19 protein-coding genes and 3 tRNA genes are annotated in these 23,724 nt (G+C 45.4%); 4 read left to right on the top strand and 18 right to left on the bottom strand.

The features are described from left to right. Positions 1-15: 15 nt before the first annotated feature. The gene (locus ACESPU_RS06350; protein ID WP_154397324.1) at positions 16-1,818 is read left to right on the top strand and encodes a DUF5107 domain-containing protein; all 1,803 of its coding nucleotides are present in this window, start codon (positions 16-18) and stop codon (positions 1,816-1,818) included. A gap of 14 nt (positions 1,819-1,832) precedes the next feature. Here the strand turns inward: ACESPU_RS06350 and ACESPU_RS06355 are convergent, their stop codons facing one another. Further along, positions 1,833-2,411 (bottom strand): RNA polymerase sigma-70 factor, encoded by a 579-nt coding sequence (locus ACESPU_RS06355; RefSeq protein ID WP_005858137.1) that lies wholly within the window; start codon positions 2,409-2,411, stop codon positions 1,833-1,835. A 188-nt stretch (positions 2,412-2,599) separates the two neighbouring features. Between ACESPU_RS06355 and ACESPU_RS06360 the strand changes: the two genes are divergently transcribed. Both ACESPU_RS06360 and ACESPU_RS06365 read left to right on the top strand, forming a co-directional pair. Then, positions 2,600-4,693 carry a DNA topoisomerase 3 gene (locus tag ACESPU_RS06360; RefSeq protein ID WP_158532842.1) on the top strand — a complete coding sequence of 698 codons (2,094 nt, stop codon included), beginning with the start codon at positions 2,600-2,602 and terminating at the stop codon, positions 4,691-4,693. A 3-nt stretch (positions 4,694-4,696) separates the two neighbouring features. Then, on the top strand, positions 4,697-5,188 hold the full coding sequence (locus tag ACESPU_RS06365; protein WP_122379075.1) for an NUDIX domain-containing protein: 492 nt from the start codon (positions 4,697-4,699) through the stop codon (positions 5,186-5,188). Positions 5,189-5,530: 342 nt separating this feature from the next. Here the strand turns inward: ACESPU_RS06365 and ACESPU_RS06370 are convergent, their stop codons facing one another. From ACESPU_RS06370 to ACESPU_RS06420, 11 genes are all read right to left on the bottom strand, one after another. Beyond that, on the bottom strand, positions 5,531-6,913 hold the full coding sequence (locus ACESPU_RS06370) for a DUF1080 domain-containing protein (RefSeq protein WP_158532843.1): 1,383 nt from the start codon (positions 6,911-6,913) through the stop codon (positions 5,531-5,533). 149 nt (positions 6,914-7,062) lie between these two features. Continuing rightward, positions 7,063-8,718, bottom strand: a complete 1,656-nt coding sequence (locus tag ACESPU_RS06375) for a DUF6377 domain-containing protein (RefSeq protein ID WP_373133212.1) — start codon at positions 8,716-8,718, stop codon at positions 7,063-7,065. A 113-nt stretch (positions 8,719-8,831) separates the two neighbouring features. Next, a complete protein-coding gene (gene glmM / locus ACESPU_RS06380; protein ID WP_008774233.1) occupies positions 8,832-10,220 on the bottom strand; it encodes a phosphoglucosamine mutase in 1,389 nt (462 codons plus the stop codon). Further along, positions 10,217-10,789, bottom strand: coding sequence for a DUF4827 family protein (locus ACESPU_RS06385; protein ID WP_005858151.1), 573 nt, complete (start codon positions 10,787-10,789; stop codon positions 10,217-10,219). The genes glmM and ACESPU_RS06385 overlap by 4 nt, the downstream gene beginning before the upstream one ends. Positions 10,790-10,841: 52 nt before the next feature. Beyond that, positions 10,842-11,891, bottom strand: a complete 1,050-nt coding sequence (locus ACESPU_RS06390) for a bifunctional oligoribonuclease/PAP phosphatase NrnA (RefSeq protein WP_005866290.1) — start codon at positions 11,889-11,891, stop codon at positions 10,842-10,844. Positions 11,892-11,928: 37 nt separating this feature from the next. Continuing rightward, on the bottom strand, positions 11,929-13,215 hold the full coding sequence (locus ACESPU_RS06395; protein ID WP_373133213.1) for a ComEC/Rec2 family competence protein: 1,287 nt from the start codon (positions 13,213-13,215) through the stop codon (positions 11,929-11,931). Between the two features lie 32 nt (positions 13,216-13,247). Continuing rightward, positions 13,248-13,898, bottom strand: coding sequence for a ribulose-phosphate 3-epimerase (rpe, locus tag ACESPU_RS06400; protein WP_008774230.1), 651 nt, complete (start codon positions 13,896-13,898; stop codon positions 13,248-13,250). Between the two features lie 78 nt (positions 13,899-13,976). Beyond that, entirely contained in the window at positions 13,977-14,150 is a 174-nt protein-coding gene (locus tag ACESPU_RS06405) for a hypothetical protein (protein ID WP_005858156.1), read from the bottom strand. 75 nt (positions 14,151-14,225) lie between these two features. Continuing rightward, complete coding sequence (locus ACESPU_RS06410) at positions 14,226-14,819, bottom strand: RNA polymerase sigma factor (RefSeq protein ID WP_008774229.1); 594 nt, start codon at positions 14,817-14,819, stop codon at positions 14,226-14,228. Positions 14,820-15,024: 205 nt separating this feature from the next. After that, complete coding sequence (locus tag ACESPU_RS06415) at positions 15,025-16,635, bottom strand: OmpP1/FadL family transporter (RefSeq protein ID WP_036650849.1); 1,611 nt, start codon at positions 16,633-16,635, stop codon at positions 15,025-15,027. Positions 16,636-16,665: 30 nt separating this feature from the next. Then, complete coding sequence (locus tag ACESPU_RS06420) at positions 16,666-17,952, bottom strand: hypothetical protein (RefSeq protein ID WP_057329128.1); 1,287 nt, start codon at positions 17,950-17,952, stop codon at positions 16,666-16,668. A gap of 287 nt (positions 17,953-18,239) precedes the next feature. On the opposite strand from ACESPU_RS06420, the gene ACESPU_RS06425 reads away from it, so the two are divergent. Continuing rightward, on the top strand, positions 18,240-20,306 hold the full coding sequence (locus ACESPU_RS06425) for a cation:proton antiporter (protein ID WP_158532849.1): 2,067 nt from the start codon (positions 18,240-18,242) through the stop codon (positions 20,304-20,306). A 3-nt stretch (positions 20,307-20,309) separates the two neighbouring features. Here ACESPU_RS06425 and ACESPU_RS06430 read toward each other — a convergent pair whose 3' ends face one another. The 6 genes from ACESPU_RS06430 to ACESPU_RS06455 form a co-directional block, all read right to left on the bottom strand. Next, positions 20,310-21,305 (bottom strand): nitroreductase, encoded by a 996-nt coding sequence (locus tag ACESPU_RS06430; RefSeq protein ID WP_048927789.1) that lies wholly within the window; start codon positions 21,303-21,305, stop codon positions 20,310-20,312. A 114-nt stretch (positions 21,306-21,419) separates the two neighbouring features. Next, positions 21,420-21,504: transfer RNA gene (locus ACESPU_RS06435), tRNA-Ser, on the bottom strand. 15 nt (positions 21,505-21,519) lie between these two features. Beyond that, a tRNA-Lys gene (locus tag ACESPU_RS06440) sits at positions 21,520-21,592 on the bottom strand. A 19-nt stretch (positions 21,593-21,611) separates the two neighbouring features. Next, positions 21,612-21,684: transfer RNA gene (locus ACESPU_RS06445), tRNA-Lys, on the bottom strand. A 116-nt stretch (positions 21,685-21,800) separates the two neighbouring features. Further along, on the bottom strand, positions 21,801-22,604 hold the full coding sequence (locus tag ACESPU_RS06450; RefSeq protein WP_005858162.1) for an MBL fold metallo-hydrolase: 804 nt from the start codon (positions 22,602-22,604) through the stop codon (positions 21,801-21,803). Positions 22,605-22,653: 49 nt separating this feature from the next. Further along, positions 22,654-23,718, bottom strand: coding sequence for an asparaginase (locus tag ACESPU_RS06455; protein WP_005858163.1), 1,065 nt, complete (start codon positions 23,716-23,718; stop codon positions 22,654-22,656). Between the last annotated feature and the right edge of the window lie 6 nt (positions 23,719-23,724).

Below are 23,724 nucleotides of genomic sequence, written 5' to 3' on the forward strand. Positions count from 1 at the left end.
TATAGCAGGAAAGACATGAAAGCATATCGTTTAATCCTATCACTCATGGCAAGCGTAGCCGCAGGGCCGGCCTTCTCGCAGACAACAGGTGTTGTTTGCGAGGAGTTCGACCAGATACAGCTGACGCACGTATTGACGCCCACCGGCCCGCTACCGACCGCCTTGGACCCGAATGGCGTATACCCCTATATGAGTTATAGCGAGACCTCAAATCGTCCGGTGCCTAAAAGGTACCGGATGATCTCGCTAGAGAACGAGAAAGTCAAGGCTATCATCTGCCCCGATCTTTGCGGGAAAGTAATATCCCTCACTCACAAGGAGAGCGGCAAGGAGGTCTTGTACAGACCGGACGTAATCAAATACACACGGATATTACCCCGCTTCTATTTCGTGGCCGGGGGGATCGAGGTCAGTTTCCCGATCTCCCACTCTCCCACGCAAAATGAGCCGGTGCTTTATCAGATCGATCATACGGGAGACCGCACATATGTAACATGCGGAGAACGGGAATCTCATTACGGTATGCAATGGTCCGTAGAATATTCCTTAGGAGATAAGGACGAGTGCCTTACACAAAGGGTTGTTTACTACAACCCGGGAAAGCAAGCCTATCCATGGATGTCATGGTCCAACGCCGCCCTTCCTTGCGCACCGGATACCCAATACGATTTCCCGAACGGGACCGTATTATCCCATGCCTCCACGTTGGACACGATCGACTGGAAAACCGAAGGAACCCATCATGAACGGGATATCAAAGAGATGACCGGCTACTTCTGGAAAACGAAAGACGTGAATGCTTTCGGGGCCTACACTCCCTCCTTGGGTAGCGGGCTCTATCATATCGCCGACGAATCCAGTACGCCCGGTATCAAATTATGGAGTTATGGCGTAGCCGGCGACAAAGAATGGTCCATGCTCAGTACCCCCGACCGGCAGCCTTACGTAGAAATCCAAGGTGGCCCGATCAGCGACCAGTCCATCAAGCTCGAATTGCGTCCCGGCGAGAAAAAGAATCACGTAGAATATTGGATACCGACAGATCATCCTTTGGATATCTATTCCTTAAAGGTTCCGGCATTAAGGCTTCGCCCGATCGATCGCATCCCGCTATTCGACTGGGCCCGGAAGAATGAATCTTCCATCTGGATCGCCTTAGCCGATGCCTACAAGAACAAGTCCACGCTTCCCGCCGCCCCCTATCCGGAAGACGGGCAGTGGGCTCCATCCGGCATGGAAGATCTGGACGATGCTTTTCGTTGGGCGATCCAAATATCTCCCCGGCCGGAACGGGATTATTGGCAATTCCACTATGGGACTTGGTTGGCTGGAAGAGAACGTGTAGAGGAGGCGATCGAACAACTATCCATCCCGGATATCGATCTGGCGAAAGCTTTATTGGCAAGGCTATATGTTCGTCGGCAGGCGTGGGAAAAGGCGAGAGATACTTACGCCGCTATCCCCGAGACCTCGTGGTTGAACCTACATCCCCAGTTGGTTATCGAGCGGGATAAAGTATTAAAGAAGTTTGGAACAGAGGCTTTACCGGAACGGGAAAAATGGTTGGATAAGATAAACGCGTCCTCTGATGAATGGGTGGTCGAGCGAAAGGTACAGCTACTGATTGATAAGAAGCAATATCAAGAAGCCAAGGATTTATTACTATCCACCCATTTCCAGAAAGTGCATCAAACTTACACCCGTACGGGACTTTGGGAACAGATCAACGAAGGCTTGGGCCTCTCCCCGCAACCTGTACCGGAACAACTCGGCGAGGATCGCTTAGCCCGGTTCGGTGCCTATCGGGAATATGAATAAAGGGAGGTGTGTTTTTAGAGCAGTAGCTTCATATAAGTCTCCGCATATTTAGCAAGAAAGGCCCGGATCACTTTCAAGGCCGTAGAGATATGTTGTTGTACCGTATATACCGAGATACCCAAACTGTCGGCTATCTCCTTATGGGATTTCATATCTTTACGGCTCATATCGAAAACCCTTTTTTGTTGTGGGGTCAACGTTTCAAGCGCCTTATCCAACAATGCGTTTAAATCCGTATCCAATACCGAGTCCTCCGTCTCGTTCGTGCTATCCAATGAGGCGGACCGTATCTTATCCCTCAGCTCCAACTCACGATCCAGTCCCGCCAACAGGTTTAAGATCCGATTTTTCACGATCGTATACACATACGGGCCAAAAGGTACATTCGGGTTCAAGAAACGGCGATTCTGCCAAATAGAGGCGAAAGCATCCTGAAAAACATCTTCCGCCATATCCCGGGATTTAAGGAATTTCAAGGAAAACCACATCAAGCGGTCCTTATACAGGGCATATAATTCACAAAAGGCCGACTCGTCCCCTTCTAGCAAGTCTGCCACAAGTCTTCTTTCTTTCTCTGAATCAATGTCTGCCATTCGACTTAATCTCCCACTTCGATTACATAGGTTCAAATATATGCAAAATACCCAAAAGTAAAAACAAATTGAACCAAAATCAGCGACTCCATCATACAGCTTTATAAACTCGCGATAACAAACATCTTTGCTCATTCGGAAATAATCATGTATTTTTGTCTGTTCATTTAAGAAAGGATGATGTATTGATGAAAGTTTGTATCGCCGAAAAGCCGAGTGTGGCCCGGGAAATTGCGGAAGTATTAGGGGCAACCCAACGAATGAATGGGTATATCGAAGGAAACGGATATCAGGTAACTTGGACATTCGGGCATTTGTGTACCCTGAAAGAACCGCATGAATACGCGGAGAACTGGAAACGCTGGAGTCTGGGGTCACTACCTATGATCCCTCCCCGGTTCGGTATCAAACTAATCGAGAATCCTACGTATGAGCAACAATTCAAGGTAATCGAGAGCCTGATGCAAAATGCCGAGATGGTCATTAACTGCGGTGATGCCGGCCAAGAGGGAGAGCTGATCCAACGCTGGGTCATGCAAAAGGCAGGTTGTAAATGCCCGGTCTACCGCCTTTGGATCTCCTCGCTTACGGAGGAGGCGATCCGGGAAGGTTTCCAAAAACTCAAAGAACAGACGGAATTCAATAAGTTATATGAGGCCGGGCTATCCCGTGCCATCGGCGACTGGTTGCTGGGGATGAACGCCACCCGCCTTTATACCTTGCGCTACGGGCAGAACCGGCAGGTATTATCGATCGGCCGTGTGCAAACCCCAACGCTCGCCTTGATCGTAAACCGGCAAGCCGAGATCGACAATTTCAAGCCGGAACCCTATTGGGAATTAAAGACCATTTACAGGAATACGACTTTCTCCGCCACGAAAGGTAAGTTCACGAAGAAAGAGGAAGGCGAGGCTTTTCTGGAGAAGGTAAAGGAACAGGATTTTACTGTTACCAGTATCACCGAGAAGAAAGGGAAGGAATTCGCCCCCCGCCTATTCGACTTGACCTCGTTGCAGGTGGAATGTAATAAGAAATTCGCGTTTACGGCGGACGATACGCTAAAGTTGATCCAATCGCTCTACGAGAAGAAGGTGACAACCTACCCACGTGTAGACACGACTTTCCTTAGTGATGATATCTATCCGAAAGTTCCCAATACCTTGAAAGGGTTGGTGGATTATACGGAGCTTACCGCTCCTTTGATGAATCAGAAATTGCCGAAGAGCAAGAAAGTGTTTGATAACTCGAAGGTTACCGATCACCATGCGATCATCCCTACCGGAGTCCCCGCCCGCAATCTTACGGATACGGAACGGAAGGTGTACGATTTGGTAGCCCGTCGTTTTATTGCCGCCTTTTATCCGGATTGCGAGATATCGACCACTACGGTCTTGGGTCAAGTGGATAAGGTAGAATTCAAGGTGACTGGAAAGCAAATCCTCAAACCGGGTTGGCGTGTCGTATTCGGAGCCGAGCAGAAAGATCCGGAGGCTGAACCTACCGAGGAAGAAGGCGTATTGCCCGATTTCGTGAAAGGAGAAAGCGGCCCGCATAAACCGATCTTGAAAGAGACTTGGACCCAGCCTCCGAAACCTTATACAGAAGCTACTTTATTGCGGGCGATGGAAACCGCCGGTAAATTAGTGGATAATGACGAGCTGCGGGATGCCTTAAAGGAAAACGGCATCGGCCGTCCTTCTACCCGTGCGGCGATCATCGAGACTTTATTTAAGCGTAATTATATACGAAAGGAACGTAAGAATCTTTATCCCACCGCTACCGGCGCAGAATTGATCGGCACGATCCATGAGGAACTGCTGAAAAGCGCAGAGTTGACGGGGCTTTGGGAAAAGAAACTACGCCAGATTGAACGAGGGACTTATGAGGCCCGTACTTTTCTGGATGAGTTGAAGCAGATGGTAAACGAGGTCGTCATAAACGTCCTTTCCGACCAAACCCGGCGAACGATCACGATTGAGGATACGTCTAAAGCAGCTAAAGAAACTCCCAAAGACGAACCCAAGGAGAAAAAGGAAAAGAAACCTCGTAAGCCTCGTACTAAGAAAGAGAAAGCAGAGGCTACTCCTGAATTGGAGCTTCCATCAACGGAAAAGCCCATTTGCCCCATCTGTCACAAAGGCTCTATCCTCCGGGGCAAAACCGCTTATGGTTGCTCTGAATACAAGAATGGATGTACGTTCCGCTTGGATTACGCTACGTATGGAAATAATTTAACGGATGAGGAGTTAGGTACGGTTATCAGTAAATTAAAGTCTATTTAAAATATGAGAACAGAATGGTTTCCTCTGGTAAACGAGGAAGGTGAGACGATCGGAAAGGCTACTCGCAAGGAATGTCATAGCGGAAGGAAGTTGCTACATCCCGTAATCCATTTACATATCTTTAATAAGGATGGAGATCTATATCTCCAAAAACGTTCCATGAACAAGGATATACAACCGGGAAAGTGGGACACGGCCGTAGGTGGGCATATTGATTATGGAGAAAGCGTGGAAGAGGCCCTGCGCCGTGAGGTTCGTGAGGAATTGGGCATTACTGATTTTACGCCTGTCTTCATCAAACGTTATATATTCGAGTCTTCCATAGAGAAGGAATTGGTAAACAGCTTCCGGACCACTTACGATGGCCCCATCACCCCCGATCCCGAGGAACTGGACGGAGGACGTTTCTGGCCGATCGAGGAGATCAAGGAGAATCTGGGGAAAGGCACATTCACCCCGAATTTCGAAAAGGAATTCACCGCTATTTTCCTATAGGATAAAAACGCTACACTTCAGCTAGAATAGTTATTCAAGAGCCTGTTCATTCTTCGTAAGATACTGTTACATTCCACAAACCACGGCGTGAACTGTACAGACCACGACGTGAATTATACAAACCATGCTGTGGTCTGTACGATTCACGCCGTGGTTTGTGGAATGTAACTATATATGATTATCTTTATATATAGTAAATAAATGTTTTGTCCTATAGTAATCGACCTATTATATTATAACTGTAACTCCATATGTATCTTACCTCGAAACCTAACAATCTTTGCCTAAAGCACTAATACCTCTACCTTAAATCTAATGTTTGTTCAGACCTTAAAACTAATCTTATATATTAATGTGTGGTTTATACATATCTTGCGCTGTCAAACCGCATTCCTTTTTCATACGGATACAATAATCGAGCGTTCCTACCTCCGGCGTGATATTGTTGGAACCGAACGTGAACTTTACACCTGCGGCTTTCGCTTTCTGAATGATCGCTTTATTCGGAATATGATAAAGCTCGTTTATCTCCAAAGCCTTTCCGCTTTTTGCCAAGGCATTCACGAAACGGTCGATACGCTCTTCTGTCCAAAACATATCATATCGGTCACTCATCGCATCGGGAAGGAAACAGGAATTCACGTACATATCGACCGGCTCTTCCAAGACAGAACAGATACGGTCCAACATCATATCCATATATGCCTGCTCATCGTCGATAATCACTTCCTTGTTTACCCATAGGTGCGTACGCCGCCCCTTATGATCCAGAAACGTCATGGCATCGGTAAACACATAGTCGAAGCTGTTGCGGGCCGCCTCCGAAAAGGTGGTTACCCACTCACGTCCTTCCGCTTGCATAGCCAAGATAAAGGGTTGGGTACGCATGGTATCCAGATAATTATACAACTCCGTATCGTTCGTGATCGAGAAGCCGATGCCACAATTGATAGCCAAGCCATAATTAACACCCGTCTGGCGTGACTGCCGTGCGGCTACTTCCTTCGTCAATCCACCTTTTAAATGAACATGATAATCAAGCACGGGGAAGTCCTCTTGATGCAAACGAATAATCTCGTCCGTCTGCTCATCCACGGCATTCGCCCATTGAGCGGGAATGTCTATTCCTTTCGCGCTGAACACCTCTAAAGAGATATTCTTAAACTGAAGATTTCCACGTCCCGTACCTACCAGCGAGATAGTACCTTGGGATAACAATGCTTTAGCGTTCTCCTTCAAACGGAAAGGTTTGGAAGGCTCTATATATTCTACGACAGTCTCACCATTAATCCGCACCCGGATAAGCCGTCCTTCTACCCGGATATTCATCTTGAACCATTCGTTCTCTTTCACGAAACTCTTCGTCAGGTTCCGGACTGACACCAAGCTACCCGTCATCCGCCACCAAACCGGATCTTCCCGATCGTTGTTCAAGGCGATACGGTATCCTTTACGATCCGTAGCGTCCGTATGGATACCAATATAACCTTTGCCACCGGTCGTGGTACGTACATCCATATCTAACTCGAAGTTCGTATAGCCTTTGCCATCGTTCAACAAAGCACGGGCGTTGGAACCGGCCAACGTAAGGACATCATTTTGTATGACCACGACGCCGGATGTCCTCCATGCGTTGTGATCGACCGTATCGGATACGTTCTCTTTCGTAAATCCCGTGAACACCCAACAGGCGATCACGGCGGCAATCATTAATTTAATCTTCATGGCATCTCTTTTTAAAAGTTATGCCGCGAATGTATCCGGGAATAAGAAGCAAAAAGAAGATTGATATAAAAATGTAGACAGTATGATCCGCTATCCTATTAAATACAAATCAGTTAATAAAGATCACTATCCTAAAAAATGTAGATTGATTATAACGGATTCAGGTTAACCCCGATCCTCATCACCCAACCTTCAAACTCATCACGAGGCACTAACGCCTTATTACGTACCTTGGTCCGGTAGTTATAGATCGTACTCAACGAACAACGAAGAAAAGCGGCTATCCTTACGCTGTCCGTAACTCCCAACCGCATCAAGGCGAATATACGAAGTTCCTTATTCAACAGATCCTCCGATTTCAAGACGATACGTTCCTCGGGCTGCAACAAAGCGTTGAAGTCCCTGACAAACGTAGGATATAATCCAAGAAAGATTCGATCGAAGTTAACATAAAGCGCTTCCACCTCATTCTCCACCATACGGGTCGAACGGAGCATCTTGAATAACTCGTCCAACTGTTTATTCATCGCCTTTTTCTGTAGCGATTTCTGGTAATCCTCCAGTTTATTAATATAGGTGGAGCAGAGATCGAGGAAATGAGCGATGTATTCCTCCTTGATATGGTTTGACTCCGATAGCTGTATATTTCGCTCTTGCAATAAATTATTCGTCTCGCTTATCTCTCCATTCAACTTTACCAAACAGGCATTGGTATTAACCAACTCTTCTCGTATCGCTGAGATCTTCCGCATCTGCCTATACACATAGGCAAGAGAAAGGATCAGAAAGAGCGTCAATAGGCTGATCAACAAGAAATAAGTCATCAATTGCCTTTTGCCCTGAGCTTCCCGTGTCTGATAGGAAGCATTAATGATAGGATAGAATTTAGAGATCTCATTCATGCGGAACTGTATATTGCAAGTAACGGCACCTTCTATAGCTAGCTGCGCATATTTAAGGGCATTGGATAGATCACCACTTTCATAATAATTCAACGCCAGCTTTTGGATAGAACCACTATCCAAGAAGGCCCTCTTGATATCGGCGATAACCGACAAGGTATAATAGTCTCGGGCGAGATCGGTACGCCCATCCATATCATAAACATCTCCCAGCAGATAAGTGATCATCGCGAAATTCGGGTTATACCGCTCCTCTTTCTCCAATAAAGGGATGAGCACCTTCTCCGCAGACCTCGCCTGTCCGTGAGCCAGATATTTCTGCGCCAGATTTATCTTATACCGATAAGAGGCCGTATCTAAGACAGACAATAACGAATCCTTGTATAAATCAAGTTGTTTCCTATATTCAAAAGAATCCAGATTCGTACTGTAATAAGAGAAAAACGAATAATAAGCCTCATAGAAATCCTGTTTCTGCTCTTTAGACAGCAACTCACGGTCTATGCTTCGCAACAGACTTTCCGACTCACGGTACATCCCGGAGAAAGCATAAAGCGTAGCCAGCCGTAAGCGGGAAGTATAGATGCGTGCCGTATCCTTCATAAATGACGCTATCTCCATATTCCGCTTTATGTAATAGATGGCCGAGTCTTGTTGTATTTTCTTGAATTCCTCATATAATTGGTGGTTGATCTCATATTCCTGCCACAACGATATCTTGCTCAAGAGAAACATGTCCTTTAGCTGCGTGATCCGTTGCTCCCGTTGCTGCAGATAAAAAGATCTATTCAAGACAGCTTCATCCAGCTCCTTGGCCAACGTGTCCCCTCTCAGCCCTCCCCATGCGAAGGCTTGAACCATCCCGACAATTAGAAATAAGATTACCTTTATTAGTTTATTCATTACACGAACCGAGAATTATCCAAAAGAAAAGGGTTCAGTCAAATCAACAGAGTATAAATAGCTTACCTCGGCTGAAGACTGAACCCAATATTTTAAAACGCCCCGAAAGGGTGTTATTTACACATCTCGTTGATGATCTGTATTAATTGACCGCCTAATTCCTCGGCTTCCTCCATCGTATGGGCCTCAGAGTAGATACGGATGATCGGTTCCGTATTGCTTTTACGCAAATGAACCCATTTATCCGGGAAATCGATCTTCACGCCGTCGATATCCGTAATATCATATTGAGAGAACTTCTCTTTTACTTTCGCTAAGATAGCGTCCACGTCGATCTCCGGCGTTAACTGGACTTTTTGCTTGGAGATAAAATACGGAGGATAAGAAGCCTTCAACTCGCTCGTCTTCATCTTCTTCTTTGCCAGATGAGTCAGGAACAAGGCGATACCTACCAAAGCGTCGCGTCCGTAATGGCTGGCCGGATAGATCACTCCACCGTTGCCCTCACCACCGATCACGGCATTCGTAGCCTTCATCTTGGCAACCACGTTCACCTCGCCTACAGCGGCGGCATTATATTCGCAGCCATGAGCACGGGTAACGTCGCGAAGCGCACGGCTTGAGCTCAGGTTACTTACCGTATTACCCGGTGTATGACTTAATACGTAGTCACTGACAGCGACCAAGGTGTATTCCTCGTTGAACATCTCGCCATTCTCGCAGATAATCGCCAAACGGTCTACGTCCGGATCTACTACGAAACCGACATCCGCTTTCGCATGTCCCATCAAATCGGAGATCTCTGTCAAGTTTTCCGGAATGGGTTCCGGATTATGAGAGAAGTTTCCATGAGGGGCGCAATGCAGCTTAAAGATTTCCTTCACACCCAACGCATATAACAAATCCGGGATCACGATACCGCCTACGGAGTTCACGCAATCGATAGCTACACGGAAGTTAGCGGCCTTAATAGCCTCCACGTCCACGAGATCCAGATTCAAGACGCTCTCGATATGTTTTTGCTTATAAGTCGCATTCGGGATTACCTTGCCCAAATGATCCACGTCGGCGAACTCGAAGTCCTCGGCGGCAGCTATGCGTAATACCTCAGCCCCTTCAGCGGCATTCAAGAACTCACCTTTCTCATTCAAAAGCTTCAAGGCATTCCATTGCTTCGGATTATGACTGGCGGTAAGGATAATACCTCCGCAAGCCCCTTCCATAGCTACGGCCAATTCGGTAGTAGGAGTCGTGGCCAGATCGATATCCACCACATCAAATCCCATACCGGTAAGCGTTCCTAGGACGACTTGTTTAACCATCGGACCGGAGATACGTGCGTCACGCCCTACAACGATCTTATTGGTCTCCACTTTTGTGTTTTTTCGGATGAATGTAGCATAAGCGGCTACAAACTTAACAATAGCTAACGGATTCAATCCGTCTTCCGGGCTACCGCCTATTGTACCGCGAATACCGGAAATAGATTTAATTAGTGTCATAAGTTTTCTTCAAATATATATTCTAGAATTTCGTAATATACAGGTTGACCGTTTGATTGATCATTATAGGCTCCTCTTTTGAAAGGCACTATCATTTTCACTTTAGCCCGATCTCCAACATACTTCAAAGGCTCTTGCATTCCCTCACTTACATAATAATAAGAGGGATCATAAGGTGAATTCTTCGAATAATCCCCATATGTAAAAGCGATAGGAGAAGTTCCATTACTATGCGGGCCATAGTTCTCAATAGCGACAATAGTAGAATCCATGAAGTAACTCATCTTACAACGGTACAACATTTTCGTCTTATATTGCACCGCTCTCTGATCGCTTCCCTTATCAATAATATTCAAATAGACACCATTATCCAAGAGCACAAACTGATTTTCCTTAAATACGCTATCAGCAGGAAAATCATCTAAGATCTCAAGGCCCTTATCATCGATAAAACGCTCGATTGCCTTTTTCTCATCTTTCAACATATCCGTGTACGACTTTGTCTTGCTACAAGAGATAGCAACTAATGCGGCACACAGAATCAACAGGATATTAAAACCTTTCTTCATTTGTTAGTCTTTAATTGAATGAATCGCAAATGTAAATAATCTTCGTCAAACCTTACGCATGTTTGCCTAAATCTTCTGATTTATTAGGATTAAATTCCTGTAAACCTTTCTCAAACACGGCTACGGCCTCAGATAAAGAGCCATAGAACTCACCTCCGGACGCATTTTTATGTCCACCTCCGTTGAAATAAGTAGAAGCAAACTGATTGCAAGGAAAATCGCCCACGGAGCGAAGCGATACCTTTATGTAATCGCTGTCCTCACGAATAAAGACACTAAAGCTTACGTTCTCTATGCTTAACGGCAAGTTCACGAAACCTTCCGTATCTCCAGTCTGGTACTGAAAACGATCCAGTTCCTCTTTCGATAATGTGATAAGAGCCGCCTGTTGTTCCGGATAGACCCTCATCTTCTCATACAACACATATCCCATCATACGTAAACGGCACTCGGAATAGACCTGATTCACCTTACGATAGATCAAATCCTTATCAATCCCCTTCTTGATCAATTCGCTGACGATCGTATAAATCTCCGGTTTATTCGAATTATAGGTGAACGATCCCGTATCCGTCATCATACCCGTATAGATACAAGCGGCGGCATCCCGATTCAATAAATCGAACATCCCCATACGACAAATAAAACGGAAGATCATCTCACTGGTAGAAGACATCTCCGGATACGACATCGTCACACGGCAAAAATCCGCGGGGTTCAAATGATGATCAATCATCACCTTGCGGCCTTCTGAGGCGATCACCGCCGGAGCCAATTTCTCGATACGTTTGGGTTCATTGAAATCGAGGCAGAAAATAACATCCGCTTCCTTGATCAATTTCTCGGCGAAATCCGGATATTTCTCATGTATCACGACATCCTTAGCGCCCGGCATCCATCTATAAAAAGAGGGAAATGCGTTCGGTACCACTACCGCTACATTATCCTTACCGTAAGCGGATAGGAAATGATATAAACCAAGGGATGAACCTAATGCGTCGCCGTCTGGTGAGACATGCGTCACGATAACAAAACTCTCGCCTTTCTCTACGTATTTTTTGGCTTTCTGAATCTTCTCTTCTTGAATGATTTTAGTGATCATATAATCTTTTTGTTTTCACCCCAAAGGTACGACTTTTTTAGTTTCCGGCTATCAAAAAAAGTTCAATAAGGATCTTTACTGATATTATTAACAAAAGGGTTAAGGCGGCCAACAAAACTTTTGGTTCCCGTATCTTCGTATATATCAAGCATAAAACAAGAAAACCATAACCTCCTAGCATCTCAAAGAAGCTAAAACGACCCGTAATCGTCGCATAAGGCAGGACGCTGAACACGTCCACCACCCTTACCATGCCATGAACCAGCCCTTCTACGATCTTCTGTATCCAGTCATATCCACAGAAATCTACCGGATAGCCTAACCACAAAAAGGCAAAAGGAATCAAAAACATAGCCAAGAGAGTGACCGGTAGATTCGTAAACAAGAAAACTGTCGAAAATTGTCCAAAATAATAAAAACAGAGCAAAGCAGTCCCTATCTGCGCAGCTATAGACACCGTAATCCATTCCCAAGGCATGGCCAACAAAGGATTTCTCACCACTATCCATTCCTTGAAACGAGGCACTAGGAATAAAATAAAAAACACGGCCAAATAGCTTAACTGAAAACCGACATCAAACAGATAATACGGATTATAGGCCAGCATACAGAAAGCGGCAGCGGCCAATGTATTATATCCATCCGTAACACGCCTAAGCGCCCTTCCTGTTAAATATAAAGATAGCATCAAGGCTGCCCGTACCGCCGAGGGCGCTAATCCTGTGATAAAGACAAACCCCCAAAGACTTCCCACCAGAATGATATAACGAACCCAACGTCCTATCCCCCATCTTGGCATAAACGAGCAAAAGAAAGATAAGAATCCACAAATCACGGCAACATGAAAACCGCTCACCGCTAATATATGAGACACGCCCGCCAAAGAGAAGCGCCTTTTTGTTTCCCGACTCATCGCTTTCTTATATCCCAATGTCAATGTAGCCAAAATAGATTTCTCCTCATCAGACAAGCGTAAGCGATCAAATGTATTTACCAAAGAATATTGGGCCTCGCTAGCCAATAAATCTAAAGAAGAAGCAGGCTCATTTACAAGCGCTATACGCCAGTCACTATACCAACAGACCTCAACCGCCAAACATACAATCAAAACAGAGACTATAGCTCCCCATATCCAACGGGAATCGTATCGCAACTCAGCATGCCCTCGCCCCCACGAGAACCCCAGAAAAAGAAAAACCAGAGCAGATAAAACCCCTAAAACATATAAGAGCAAAGAGGTAGGTAAAAACGCATAGCATAAAATTCCGGTTATCCATAAAAAAAGCGGCCGTACAAAAGGCCGCTTTTGTATTTCCTCAATCATGATAGTTAGGTTTTGTGATATATTAATGTGTTCTACAAAGCTTTCAAGTCTTTAATTGTTTGTATCGGATCTGGAGATTTGAATACGAAGTTACCGGCGACTAATACATCGGCACCTGCGTCAACCAAACGCTTTCCCGTCTCTAAATTCACCCCGCCATCTACCTCGATCATAGTACTCAATCCCTTCCGGTCTATCATTTCTCGTAAACGGGCCACCTTATCTACGGAATGCTCAATGAAACGTTGACCACCAAATCCCGGATTCACGGACATCAATAAAACCATGTCCACATCTTGGATAATATCTTCTAATAAGCAGATGGGCGTATGCGGATTCAAGGTAACACCCGCTTTCATGCCCGTTTCCTTAATAGCCGCTACCGTCCGATGCAAATGGGTACATGCCTCATAATGCACGTTCATCATATAGGCTCCCGTAGCCGCGACCTCAGGGATAAACTTCTGGGGCTCCACGATCATCAAGTGCACATCCATCGGCTTCTGGCATATAGGCTTTAATGCGTTAAGTACCGGGAAACCAAACGAGATATTCGGCACGAATACCCCATCCATAATATCCAGATGCAACCAATCGGCGTCACTTTTATTTATCATCTCCACCTCCTTCCGCAAATCCAGAAAATTAGCGGAAAGCAGGGAAGGTGCTATCAAATGCTTCATAATCTTGTCTTTTGTTTTTACAAAAGTACACAAAAAAAGAAAGAGAACCTAATAATATAGATTCTCTTTCCGTAATTCTTAGTTCAACACATACCCGCAGAGCTCCGGACGTACAGCCGGTTCCGCTTGATAAGCCCTCGCAAACTGTTTCAAGAAATCCATCGTTTGCTTCCGAGGCGAACTTTTCGCCTCCGGGGCACTTTTCACTTTTTTCTCCAAATCATCCATGCATTGCGTAGAAAGCTTCCTCATAGGCACCTTTATTTTTATCTTGTTTGCTAATAAAACGTAGGGACCTAAGACTTATTGCATGGAAAGAAAATTATTTTACACCATAGATAGCTCGATACGGTTCTCATCGGCCATACGGCGCATATTCAAGATAGCGTAACGCATACGCCCTAAGGCCGTATTGATGCTAACCCCCGTGATATCGGCGATTTCCTTAAAACTAAGATCTTGATAGTAACGCATCTCCAACACCTCACGCTGGTTATCCGGCAAATGCTTTACCAATTTCTTCACGTCAGACAATACTTGATGGCGCACGATATTATCCTCTATCGTACCATCGCAAAGCTTGATGTTATTAAATAAGTCGATTTCTACCTCATCATTCGAGATCGTGTTCTCGCTACGTTCCTGACGGAAATTATCTATAATCAAGTTATGGGCAATACGAGTAATCCATGCCTTAAACTTGCCGTTCTCGGTATAGCGACCTTGTTTTATAGTCATGATAACCTTCACGAAGGTCTCTTGAAAGATATCCTCCGTAAGCTCTTTGTTACGTACTATGAAATAAATGTAAGAATGAATGCTACTTTTGTATCGATTTAATAAAATATCGAAAGCGGCATTATTACCTTCTGCATAAAGGACAACCAATTCCTCGTCGGTCATCATTTTTAAAGTCTTCATTACTTTCACATTTTTAGTTTATTCGAGTAATGTTTATGCTATAGGCGATGGGGTTTAACTGTTATACAATGTTATTTATGGAAGCAAAAGAACGAAAAATATTTTAAACCAACAAACATTTTATTTCAAATTATAAAAAGAATGTCCCCTGCCCGCACCTTTAACGTACGAACAGGGGACTTTACTGATCTAAAATATATGTATATTAGAACTTGTATCCCAATGTCAAAGCTACACGAGTCGTGTTTGTTTTCATCGTGGCGGGTTGGGCTTCGAGGAATGGTTTCGGATCATCTCCCGCAAACATATTAGAGAACGCATAAACATCTTCCTTATGCGTACGGAATACACAAGCCAAGTCCGTATAGAAGTTCGGGGTGAAGCGATAACCGATACCTACCGTATAATTCATGACCCCTTTATCGATCGTATAATTAGGAATCGTACCAACCGTAAAGACCTCTTTCTCTCCATTCTTCAGTTTATCCTTGATCGGACTATCGCTGTAGGCGACACCTGCTCTTACGGCAAATTGAGGAGTAACCTTTACCTCCGCACCTACACGGATCGTATTCATTGACTTGAAATTATCCGTTATATCTTGGTTAGTATACACGTTACTGCTACCATCCGTTTGATACATACGCATATTCTTATAATTCATCAACTCGTAATCAACGCTTATCAAAGCGGTCGTACCCAAGATTGCGGCGGCACTAAAGATCCATTTATCCGGAGAACGGAATTCATAGTCATAATAAGCATTATTAGGAGTAGCCGCATCCAGTTTACGCTCCTTCATCTCCCCTTTATCCATAAAGGTCAGATAAGAACCGGCCTCACCATAATAGCGATCTGTCATCTTATACCATGTAGGAGAATTATAAGCCACACCCAAGCGAAGAAAATCGGCGGGACGAACAATGGCACCCACATTAAATGAATACCCGGTACCATCCGTATCCAAGTAATTATCTAAGTATAAATTATTGCCGTTCGTAAATTCCTCATCATACGATGACTGATATCTATAGTTCAGATCCGTAATCGCAACCGTAGCGCCAAGCATCACAAGTTCCGATATATTTATACCGAAAGCCAAGTCATATTGATCCACGGAACCTCGCTCTGAAACTTTTAATTGACCTCCTTGCAATAAATACGGACTCCATTGCCCATCCGCATCTTTATCCCCGAACGCACTATAATACTCTTTATCATTATCGTTATATGAATCCATATAACCGGCATTGTATCCTAGAATAGATAGCCAATCACCTAAGTCTTGGTTATTATAAGGGTTATAGTCTTTACCCTCCCCCAACAGTCCGCTAGGCATTCCTGCCGCACGCATGGCCACATAATCAGAAAGAGAAGTATTCAAATCACCTCCTGTAGCCATCGTATAGTTCCGGTTATAATTCTTCAAGCGATTATAAGAGAAACCAACGTTCCAGCTCACGATACCCTCATCATTCGCTGTCGGGAAATATCCTACGTAAGCGATATTATCGAAACTCACCTTCGTACGGCTGTTGTCCACCTTCGAACCAAGCCAATCGGTCTTCGCGGAGGCCGAAGACAAACTCAATGTCGTAACCACCTCCGAGCTTTTATAAATCGCCAAGCCTGCCGGGTTCGTATTCATAGCGGAAATATCACCACCTAACGCACCAAAAGCACCACCCATTCCTAAATAACGAGCCGTACCATTCAACTCCGTCTGGGAATACTTAAAGGCATCCAACTGTGACTGCGAAAAAGCGGTGCCGCCACACAGGGCAAGCACCGACATTATAATTCCTATCCTTTTCATCGTATCTCTAATTTTATCAACCTAACACTTTTACCTGCGACCACCACCGGCACGGCCACCTCCGCCACCAACAGAGCCTCCACTAGAACGACCTCCACCGAAGCTACCGGAAGAAGAACCTACCGAACTACTACGAGAAGGAGAGGAACTTCTAAATTGACTGGAAGAAGAGCGACTATTTGAGAAATCGCTACTGCTTCTGGAAGAAGAACGTGTTACCGGAGCTGAATATTGACGTCCGGAAGAAGATGCGGCTCCAGAACTACTTCTGGAAATCCTTGTTCTCGCCGAGCTATTACTTATGCCCGAGCTACTTCTTGTCGTTGCCGAATTTCTAACAGAAGAGGAACGACGTCCCGCACCAGAGGAAATAGCAGATTCCCTACGGGTAGATCCCGCACGTCCATTGCTCAAGGAACTTGAAGACGAAGGTCTTGTAGTCGATCCGGAATTTCTCAAGGAAGAAGAGCCACTGCTCCGCCCACCTGTATAACCGGAACCTCTGCCACTCGCATAAGAGCGATTATCTCGATAAGAGGAACGTCCGTTTGAATAATGTCTACTTGGAGTCGAGTAGTAACCGGGATAGTAATGATGGTGATGTCCCCAATGGCCACCCCAATAGCCTCCACCCCAGCCCCAAGACGGGCCATACCATGGATCGTACCACGGACTATAATAGCCGGCATAAAAGCCTCCCCAGCCCCAGCCGAATCCCCAAGACGGGCCGTAGAAGCGAGATGAATAAGTCCACCAAGGGCTATAACTATAGAACCAAGGATCGTACCAACCTGTATACCAAGGCGAGCCCCAACCGTTGCCGACATTGATATTAAAATTCACGTTCGCGCTACCGTTCGAATAATCCGTATCATAGCCGTAACCATAATATCCGTCACTCAGATACAAATCGACTTGATCCGCTCCGGCGATCGTAATCTTACTCGGCGAATGATAACGAATGATACGTTCCGTATATTCAGTATCCGAACGACGCTCGGAAGAAGACTCATTCTCATCGCTATCCTCATAGATAACGGAATCATCCTCACGATAAGGCTCCTCCACCTCGACTGATGTATAACGACGGTTATATTCATCCACATCCCGGCTGTCTGAAGAAGCTTGGCTCTTGGCTGTAGCGACCAGGGCCCTAGACTCCTGTTTCGGCTGAACAACCTTTTTCTCTTCAACCTGTTCTTTCTTTTTCTTGTTTTTGGAAGAGAAATACACATCATCAAAGAACTCCTCCTGAGCCGCGGCACTAAATGCGATCAGAAGCATCATCACTAAAGATGTTAATTTCATGGGTTTCATATTTGTTTCTCCTCTACATTAAATAAATATTTTTCTCTTTTCATGTTTGACGCCCTTTTATGCAAAGGGTTTAAACGCTTTTTAGTTTTATAACAATAAACTCAATGTAATGTATGTACAAATATAATCGGTTCACGTTAATGTCCCAAGATTTACATATACTTTAACTTATAAAACTCACACATTTATTGTTATCTATAAAAGAAGATGCAAAGTTGGCGTAAACGCTGCAATCTCCGCAAATTCTTATTATTTTTGTTTCAAATTATAACGAAAAAATTACGCATATGGTATTAGCCTCGACAATAGATTTCACATTGCCCTTAGCGGACCCGGTATTAAAATTTCTCTTGATTCTTTTAATTATCCTGGCCGCTCCCCTTTTATTAAACAAGCTGAGAATCCCTCACCTGCTTGGACTGATCATTGCCGGCGCAATTATCGGACCGCATGGCTTTAATCTCGTATTACGGGATAGCAGCATTATCTTGTCCGGGACGGCGGGATTGCTTTATATCATGTTTCTCGCCGGATTGGAAATCGATATGGCGGATTTTAAGAGAAATAGTACGAAAAGCCTAGCTTTCGGCATGTACACATTCCTCATTCCGATGATCCTAGGAACGGTTGTCGGGATATGGATCCTGCGATTCAACGTATTGACCTCCGTTTTACTCGCCAGTATGTTCGCCTCCCATACATTGATAGCCTATCCGATTATCAGTAAACTGGGTATCAGCAAAAACAAAGCCGTCAGTATCACCGTAGGAGGAACGATGATCACTGATACCTTGGCATTGCTCGTCCTAACGATCATTGTCGGCATGGCCACCGGACAGGTCAACGATATGTTTTGGATTCGTCTGGGCGTTTCCATCTTGATATTCGCGTTAATCGTATTATTCGGTTTCCCTTTCATTGGGCGTTGGTTCTTTAAGCATGTACACGATAATATATCACAGTATATATTCGTGCTGGTGATGGTATTTCTGGGATCTTTCCTAGCTCAGGTAGCGGGTATGGAGGCGATCATCGGGGCGTTCTTATCCGGACTAGCCCTAAATCGCCTTATCCCGCAAAGCTCACCTTTGATGAATCGTGTCGAGTTCGTAGGAAATGCCATATTCATCCCATTCTTCTTGTTGGGCGTAGGTATGTTAATAGATTATCGTACGTTCTTTACCAGTTTCGAGACCATTAAAGTAGGACTTATCATGATTATCGTAGCTACGGCCGCCAAATACATAGCCGCTTGGATGACCCAAAAGACTTTCCATCTGTCCACGGATCAGCGAAGCGTTATTTTCGGCCTAAGTAACGCACAAGCCGCCGCTACATTGGCCGCCGTGATGGTCGGATATAACGTAATCACCGGAACAGACGCTAATGGGGAACCAATCCGGTTATTAAATGAGAGCGTGTTGAACGGTACGATCCTGATGATACTTGTCACTTGCACCATCGCCTCTTTCGCCGCCCAAAAAGGCGCTCATAACATAGCGGCCCAAGATATATCCGATAAGGAGGAAAACAAAAAAGAATCAGAGCATATCTTGATACCGGTCAGCAATGAAGAGACCGTGGAAGAGCTGGTCAACCTCAGCTTGGCGATCAAATCTCCCCAAAACAAGAACGGCTTGTTTGCCCTAAAAGTGATAGATAACCATCATTCAGACGAGAAAGCGTTAAAACAATCCCGCAGGGTTCTACAGACCGCAGTCAATACGGCTGCCGCCACGGATACCCGGATGAAGGATTTATTAAGATATGACTTAAGCATATCGAATGCTATCGCCAGCGTGGTAAAAGAGCGGGAGATCACAGATCTGGTAGTGGGATTGCACAAGGAAAAAGATATACCGGCGGCCTTCCTTGGCCATATCGTGGAAAGCGTATTGGCGGAAAGTAGTGTAAGCACATTCATATACAAGCCCGCACAACCCATCTCTACTGTTAGACGGCATCTGATCATCATCCCGGAATTGGCCGAAAAAGAAATCGGTTTCAACCAAATCATCTTCCGGCTACGAAACGTGACCCAGAACACAGGTGCAGCGACAGTCTTTTACGGTTCGGAAGCGACCTTGAATGCCTTAAAGAAATTATTAGCCAAGAAAAGCGGAGAAGCCAGTTATATCGAATTCAACGACTGGGATGACTTCCTGATCGTTTTCCGGGATATAAAACCGGACGACACGATGTGGATTATCCTTAGCCGCAAGGAAGGACTTTCCTACGCTCCCGCCATGGCCCGTATCCCCAAGTACCTCAACAAATACTTTCAGGCAAACAGTTTCGTCTTGGCATATCCCGTGCAAGCTGGCATGAACGAGGGCACTCGCTATCTGACTTAACCATTACGGAACCAGCCTCTCACGCCAAGACTTTCGAGGTGAGTACGGCATTTTCCGCTTAGCGTATCCCAGACGGAGGATCAAAGCAGGAATCTCGTTGGTGAAAGACAAGTCTTTCGCCAGCAAACCGGAAAGATCACGCACCTCACAAGGCTGGTTCAAAAAGGCGAAAGCGATATTCTTTTCCGTAGCTCTCAAAAGAAAACGTTGCAAACTCCGGCCTAGCGCAAACCATTCCGGTAGCGTATTTGTCCGTAAGGCAAACAAGGCTAAATGAGAAGAAGAGTCCAGCTTCTTCTTGTCTCCCCTATTTTGTATGCCGGCTTTCAAGACACTTCCCATGATTGTCTCTGAGATAAGACGGGGAAGATTCGGCGCCCCGAACACCGCATAACTCAGGCCGTCCGATGTAGCTCGTACATGATTCTTATTAAAACGCATCCATGATTTCAGCTCTCGTTTAAACAGATGATCGTTCATTTGCCGGTTATTCCCCGCAAATATATAAGAAGAAAGCGTATCGAACTCCCACTCTCCTTTCGACCACAAATGCAGACTGATATTTTCCTCCAAAGGCGTATTCCTCAAATAGCTCAATTGATCCGATGGAATCATTTCCCCGGAATATATGCCTCGATTCGTCTGTCTGACCGAAATTTCCTCGATAAGCCCACTCGTCTCCTTAATCATCGATGCCTCCGACAAGAGTACGGTGATCTCCCCCGATCCTGAAAAAACCGGTAGCGGAGCATATCCTTTTGCCTCAGCCGCAATGCAAAGATTCTCGGTGGCACATCCTAAGCTAATAAATAACTCACGGTTATCCGGATCTACGACCGGAAGGGACTTACTCATATCCGGAAGAATCTGTATCCTATCCTTTTGCACACGAAACAACCAAGGTTGGGTATTATGCCCCGATGGGGCTTTCACGGCTTGTTCCATCATATAGATAAAATCCGGCCGTATATCACTTATCCGCAATGATCCTGTTTCCATATTATTATACACTTTCTCATTCTAGCGATGCCCACTACCTCTTTCCGTTCGTGCCCGGACAAACGCCTCAAAAACAAAAAATCCCGTAAAGCTTTCGCCTTACAGGACTCTCTGCGGAAAGACAGGGATTCGAACCCCGGGAACCTCTCAGTTCAACGGTTTTCAAGACCGCCGCAATCGACCACTCTGCCATCTTTCCAATAAGTAAATCGTGTGACCTGGGAGGGGCTCGAACCCTCGACCCAATGATTAAGAGTCATTTGCTCTACCAGCTGAGCTACCAAGTCAACATGTTATTTGTTTGAGTGACCTGGGAGGGGCTCGAACCCTCGACCCAATGATTAAGAGTCATTTGCTCTACCAACTGAGCTACCAAGTCATTCCATTTTGCTATCGTTACTTTTTCAAACCACCGTTTGTTTCTCGATTGCGGGTGCAAAGATAGAGGTTTTATTTTTCCCCGCAAACTTTTCGACTACTTTTTTTCATAAAATTTTAATCAAACTCGTAAATATCCGAGGGTGTAGTCCGCTTCAACGCAACCAATGAGACATCTTTCCCTACCCTTATGCCCTCTTGGAAAAGACGTATATCCACTGTCTTATAGGCCAGTTCGGGATGGTTATTGTCCCGGCTGAGATGGCAAAGCCAGATATTCTTCAAACCGGTATTATAATGGGTCGCCAAGAACTCTGCGGCCTCCCTGTTACTCAAATGCCCGGTGGGGCTCGCCACCCGCTCTTTCAAGAAAGCGGGATATGTACCGAAACGAAGCATCTCCTCGTCATAGTTCGCTTCCAATATTAAATGGTTCGCCATGCAGATATATTTCCCCACCGTGTCCGTGATATGGCCTACGTCGGTAGCGAAAGTGAATTTATGATTACCATACTCGATATGGTACCCCACATTATCAGTACTATCGTGAGGCACCTCGAAAGCCGTGATACGGAAATCACGGATAAGGAATGGAACTTCTTTTTCTATAACCTTGCGGGAGACACATAAGGTCTCCTCCACATACCGGCTCTTATCAATCCCCCGGTGCACGTCGGCTGTCGCATAGACAGGAATGCAAAGCTTCTCGCCCAAATACCCGACCGTCTTGATATGATCCGCATGATCGTGGGTAATCAACACGGCCACGATCTTGGTAAAATCGATCGACCGGTCCTTCAATACTTTCTTTATGGTCCGGATTCCGATACCTGCGTCAATCAGCATACCGAATTCCGAAGTCCCCAAATAATAGCAGTTCCCACTGCTCCCACTCGCTAAACTCAGAAATGATAGTTTCATACTCTCCTATTCCGCAACACTGCTTTTTTTCTGTTTTACATAGTATACACTAGGGGCGGAACGTCTCAGGGATCGATACCTCCCCGATCAACGAGCAGTTCATATGCTCCTTCACCTCGTCGGGTGTCAGCCCATGGCCGAAGAGGAACATTAGCTTCGTCACGGCGCTCTCCGTCGTACTATCGAAGCCGCTCGTCACGCCTGCCTCCAACAATTTGTGCCCCGTCTCATAACGGTGCATCTCCACACTTCCGGCCCTACACTGAGTAACATTCACGATGACGATACCACGGTCTACAGCCTCCTTCAACATATTCAAGAACCATTCCTCGCACGGAGCGTTTCCGCTTCCGAATGTTTCCATCACCACGCCTTTCAGACCCGGGATATTCAGGATACTTTCCACTACTTGCGGAGAAATTCCGGGGAATAGTTTTAGTATAGCGATATTTCGGTCCAACAAATAATGCGGCTTCAGCGGCTTACGCGATACCGGATGATATACCTGCGGCAGATCATACTTAATATAGATACCCGCATGAGCCAAAGCCGGGTAATTGTACGAACGGAACGCATTAAAATTATCTGCGTTTATCTTACTCGTACGATTCCCCCTCAATAAATCATTCTCAAAAAAGATACAGACCTCCGGGACCAACGGTAAGCCGTTCTCCTTGGCGGCCGCTATCTCGATCGCCGTAATCAAGTTCTCCTTCCCATCGGTACGCAACATCCCGATCGGTAATTGCGATCCCGTAAGGATCACCGGCTTACTCAGGTTCTCGAGCATAAAACTCAATGCCGATGCCGTATACGACATTGTATCCGTGCCATGCAGTACCACGAAGCCGTCGTATTTCTGATAATTATCGGCGATGATTTTCACGATCTTCATCCACGAGTCCGGCCCCATCTCCGAGGAGTCCATCGGAGGATCGAACTGTATCGTGGCCACCGAATACCCCAGTTTCTTCAACTCCGGCATATTGTCCTTCAAATGCTGGAAATTAAACGACTCTAACACTCCAGTCTCCGGATTCTCGATCATACCTATCGTCCCACCCGTATATATCAACAGGATGGAAGCCTTTTCTTGTTGAGTATGCATGTCCATATAATT

Source organism: Parabacteroides sp. 20_3 (genome assembly GCF_964238835.1).
Taxonomy (GTDB): Bacteria; Bacteroidota; Bacteroidia; order Bacteroidales; family Tannerellaceae; genus Parabacteroides; species Parabacteroides distasonis.

Bases quoted from the DNA above. Each gene is read 5' to 3' on its own strand.
- ACESPU_RS06375 (WP_373133212.1), bottom strand. From the start codon at position 8,718: ATGAATAAACTAATAAAGGTAATCTTATTTCTAATTGTCGGGATGGTT.
- ACESPU_RS06425 (WP_158532849.1), top strand. From the start codon at position 18,240: ATGGTATTAGCCTCGACAATAGATTTCACATTGCCCTTAGCGGACCCG.
- ACESPU_RS06350 (WP_154397324.1), top strand. From the start codon at position 16: ATGAAAGCATATCGTTTAATCCTATCACTCATGGCAAGCGTAGCCGCA.
- ACESPU_RS06405 (WP_005858156.1), bottom strand. From the start codon at position 14,150: ATGAGGAAGCTTTCTACGCAATGCATGGATGATTTGGAGAAAAAAGTG.
- rpe (WP_008774230.1), bottom strand. From the start codon at position 13,898: ATGAAGCATTTGATAGCACCTTCCCTGCTTTCCGCTAATTTTCTGGAT.
- ACESPU_RS06415 (WP_036650849.1), bottom strand. From the start codon at position 16,635: ATGAAAAGGATAGGAATTATAATGTCGGTGCTTGCCCTGTGTGGCGGC.
- ACESPU_RS06370 (WP_158532843.1), bottom strand. From the start codon at position 6,913: ATGAAGATTAAATTAATGATTGCCGCCGTGATCGCCTGTTGGGTGTTC.
- ACESPU_RS06390 (WP_005866290.1), bottom strand. From the start codon at position 11,891: ATGATCACTAAAATCATTCAAGAAGAGAAGATTCAGAAAGCCAAAAAA.
- ACESPU_RS06395 (WP_373133213.1), bottom strand. From the start codon at position 13,215: ATGATTGAGGAAATACAAAAGCGGCCTTTTGTACGGCCGCTTTTTTTA.
- ACESPU_RS06365 (WP_122379075.1), top strand. From the start codon at position 4,697: ATGAGAACAGAATGGTTTCCTCTGGTAAACGAGGAAGGTGAGACGATC.
- ACESPU_RS06420 (WP_057329128.1), bottom strand. From the start codon at position 17,952: ATGAAACCCATGAAATTAACATCTTTAGTGATGATGCTTCTGATCGCA.
- ACESPU_RS06385 (WP_005858151.1), bottom strand. From the start codon at position 10,789: ATGAAGAAAGGTTTTAATATCCTGTTGATTCTGTGTGCCGCATTAGTT.
- glmM (WP_008774233.1), bottom strand. From the start codon at position 10,220: ATGACACTAATTAAATCTATTTCCGGTATTCGCGGTACAATAGGCGGT.
- ACESPU_RS06430 (WP_048927789.1), bottom strand. From the start codon at position 21,305: ATGGAAACAGGATCATTGCGGATAAGTGATATACGGCCGGATTTTATC.
- ACESPU_RS06355 (WP_005858137.1), bottom strand. From the start codon at position 2,411: ATGGCAGACATTGATTCAGAGAAAGAAAGAAGACTTGTGGCAGACTTG.
- ACESPU_RS06360 (WP_158532842.1), top strand. From the start codon at position 2,600: ATGAAAGTTTGTATCGCCGAAAAGCCGAGTGTGGCCCGGGAAATTGCG.
- ACESPU_RS06450 (WP_005858162.1), bottom strand. From the start codon at position 22,604: ATGAAACTATCATTTCTGAGTTTAGCGAGTGGGAGCAGTGGGAACTGC.
- ACESPU_RS06455 (WP_005858163.1), bottom strand. From the start codon at position 23,718: ATGGACATGCATACTCAACAAGAAAAGGCTTCCATCCTGTTGATATAT.
- ACESPU_RS06410 (WP_008774229.1), bottom strand. From the start codon at position 14,819: ATGAAGACTTTAAAAATGATGACCGACGAGGAATTGGTTGTCCTTTAT.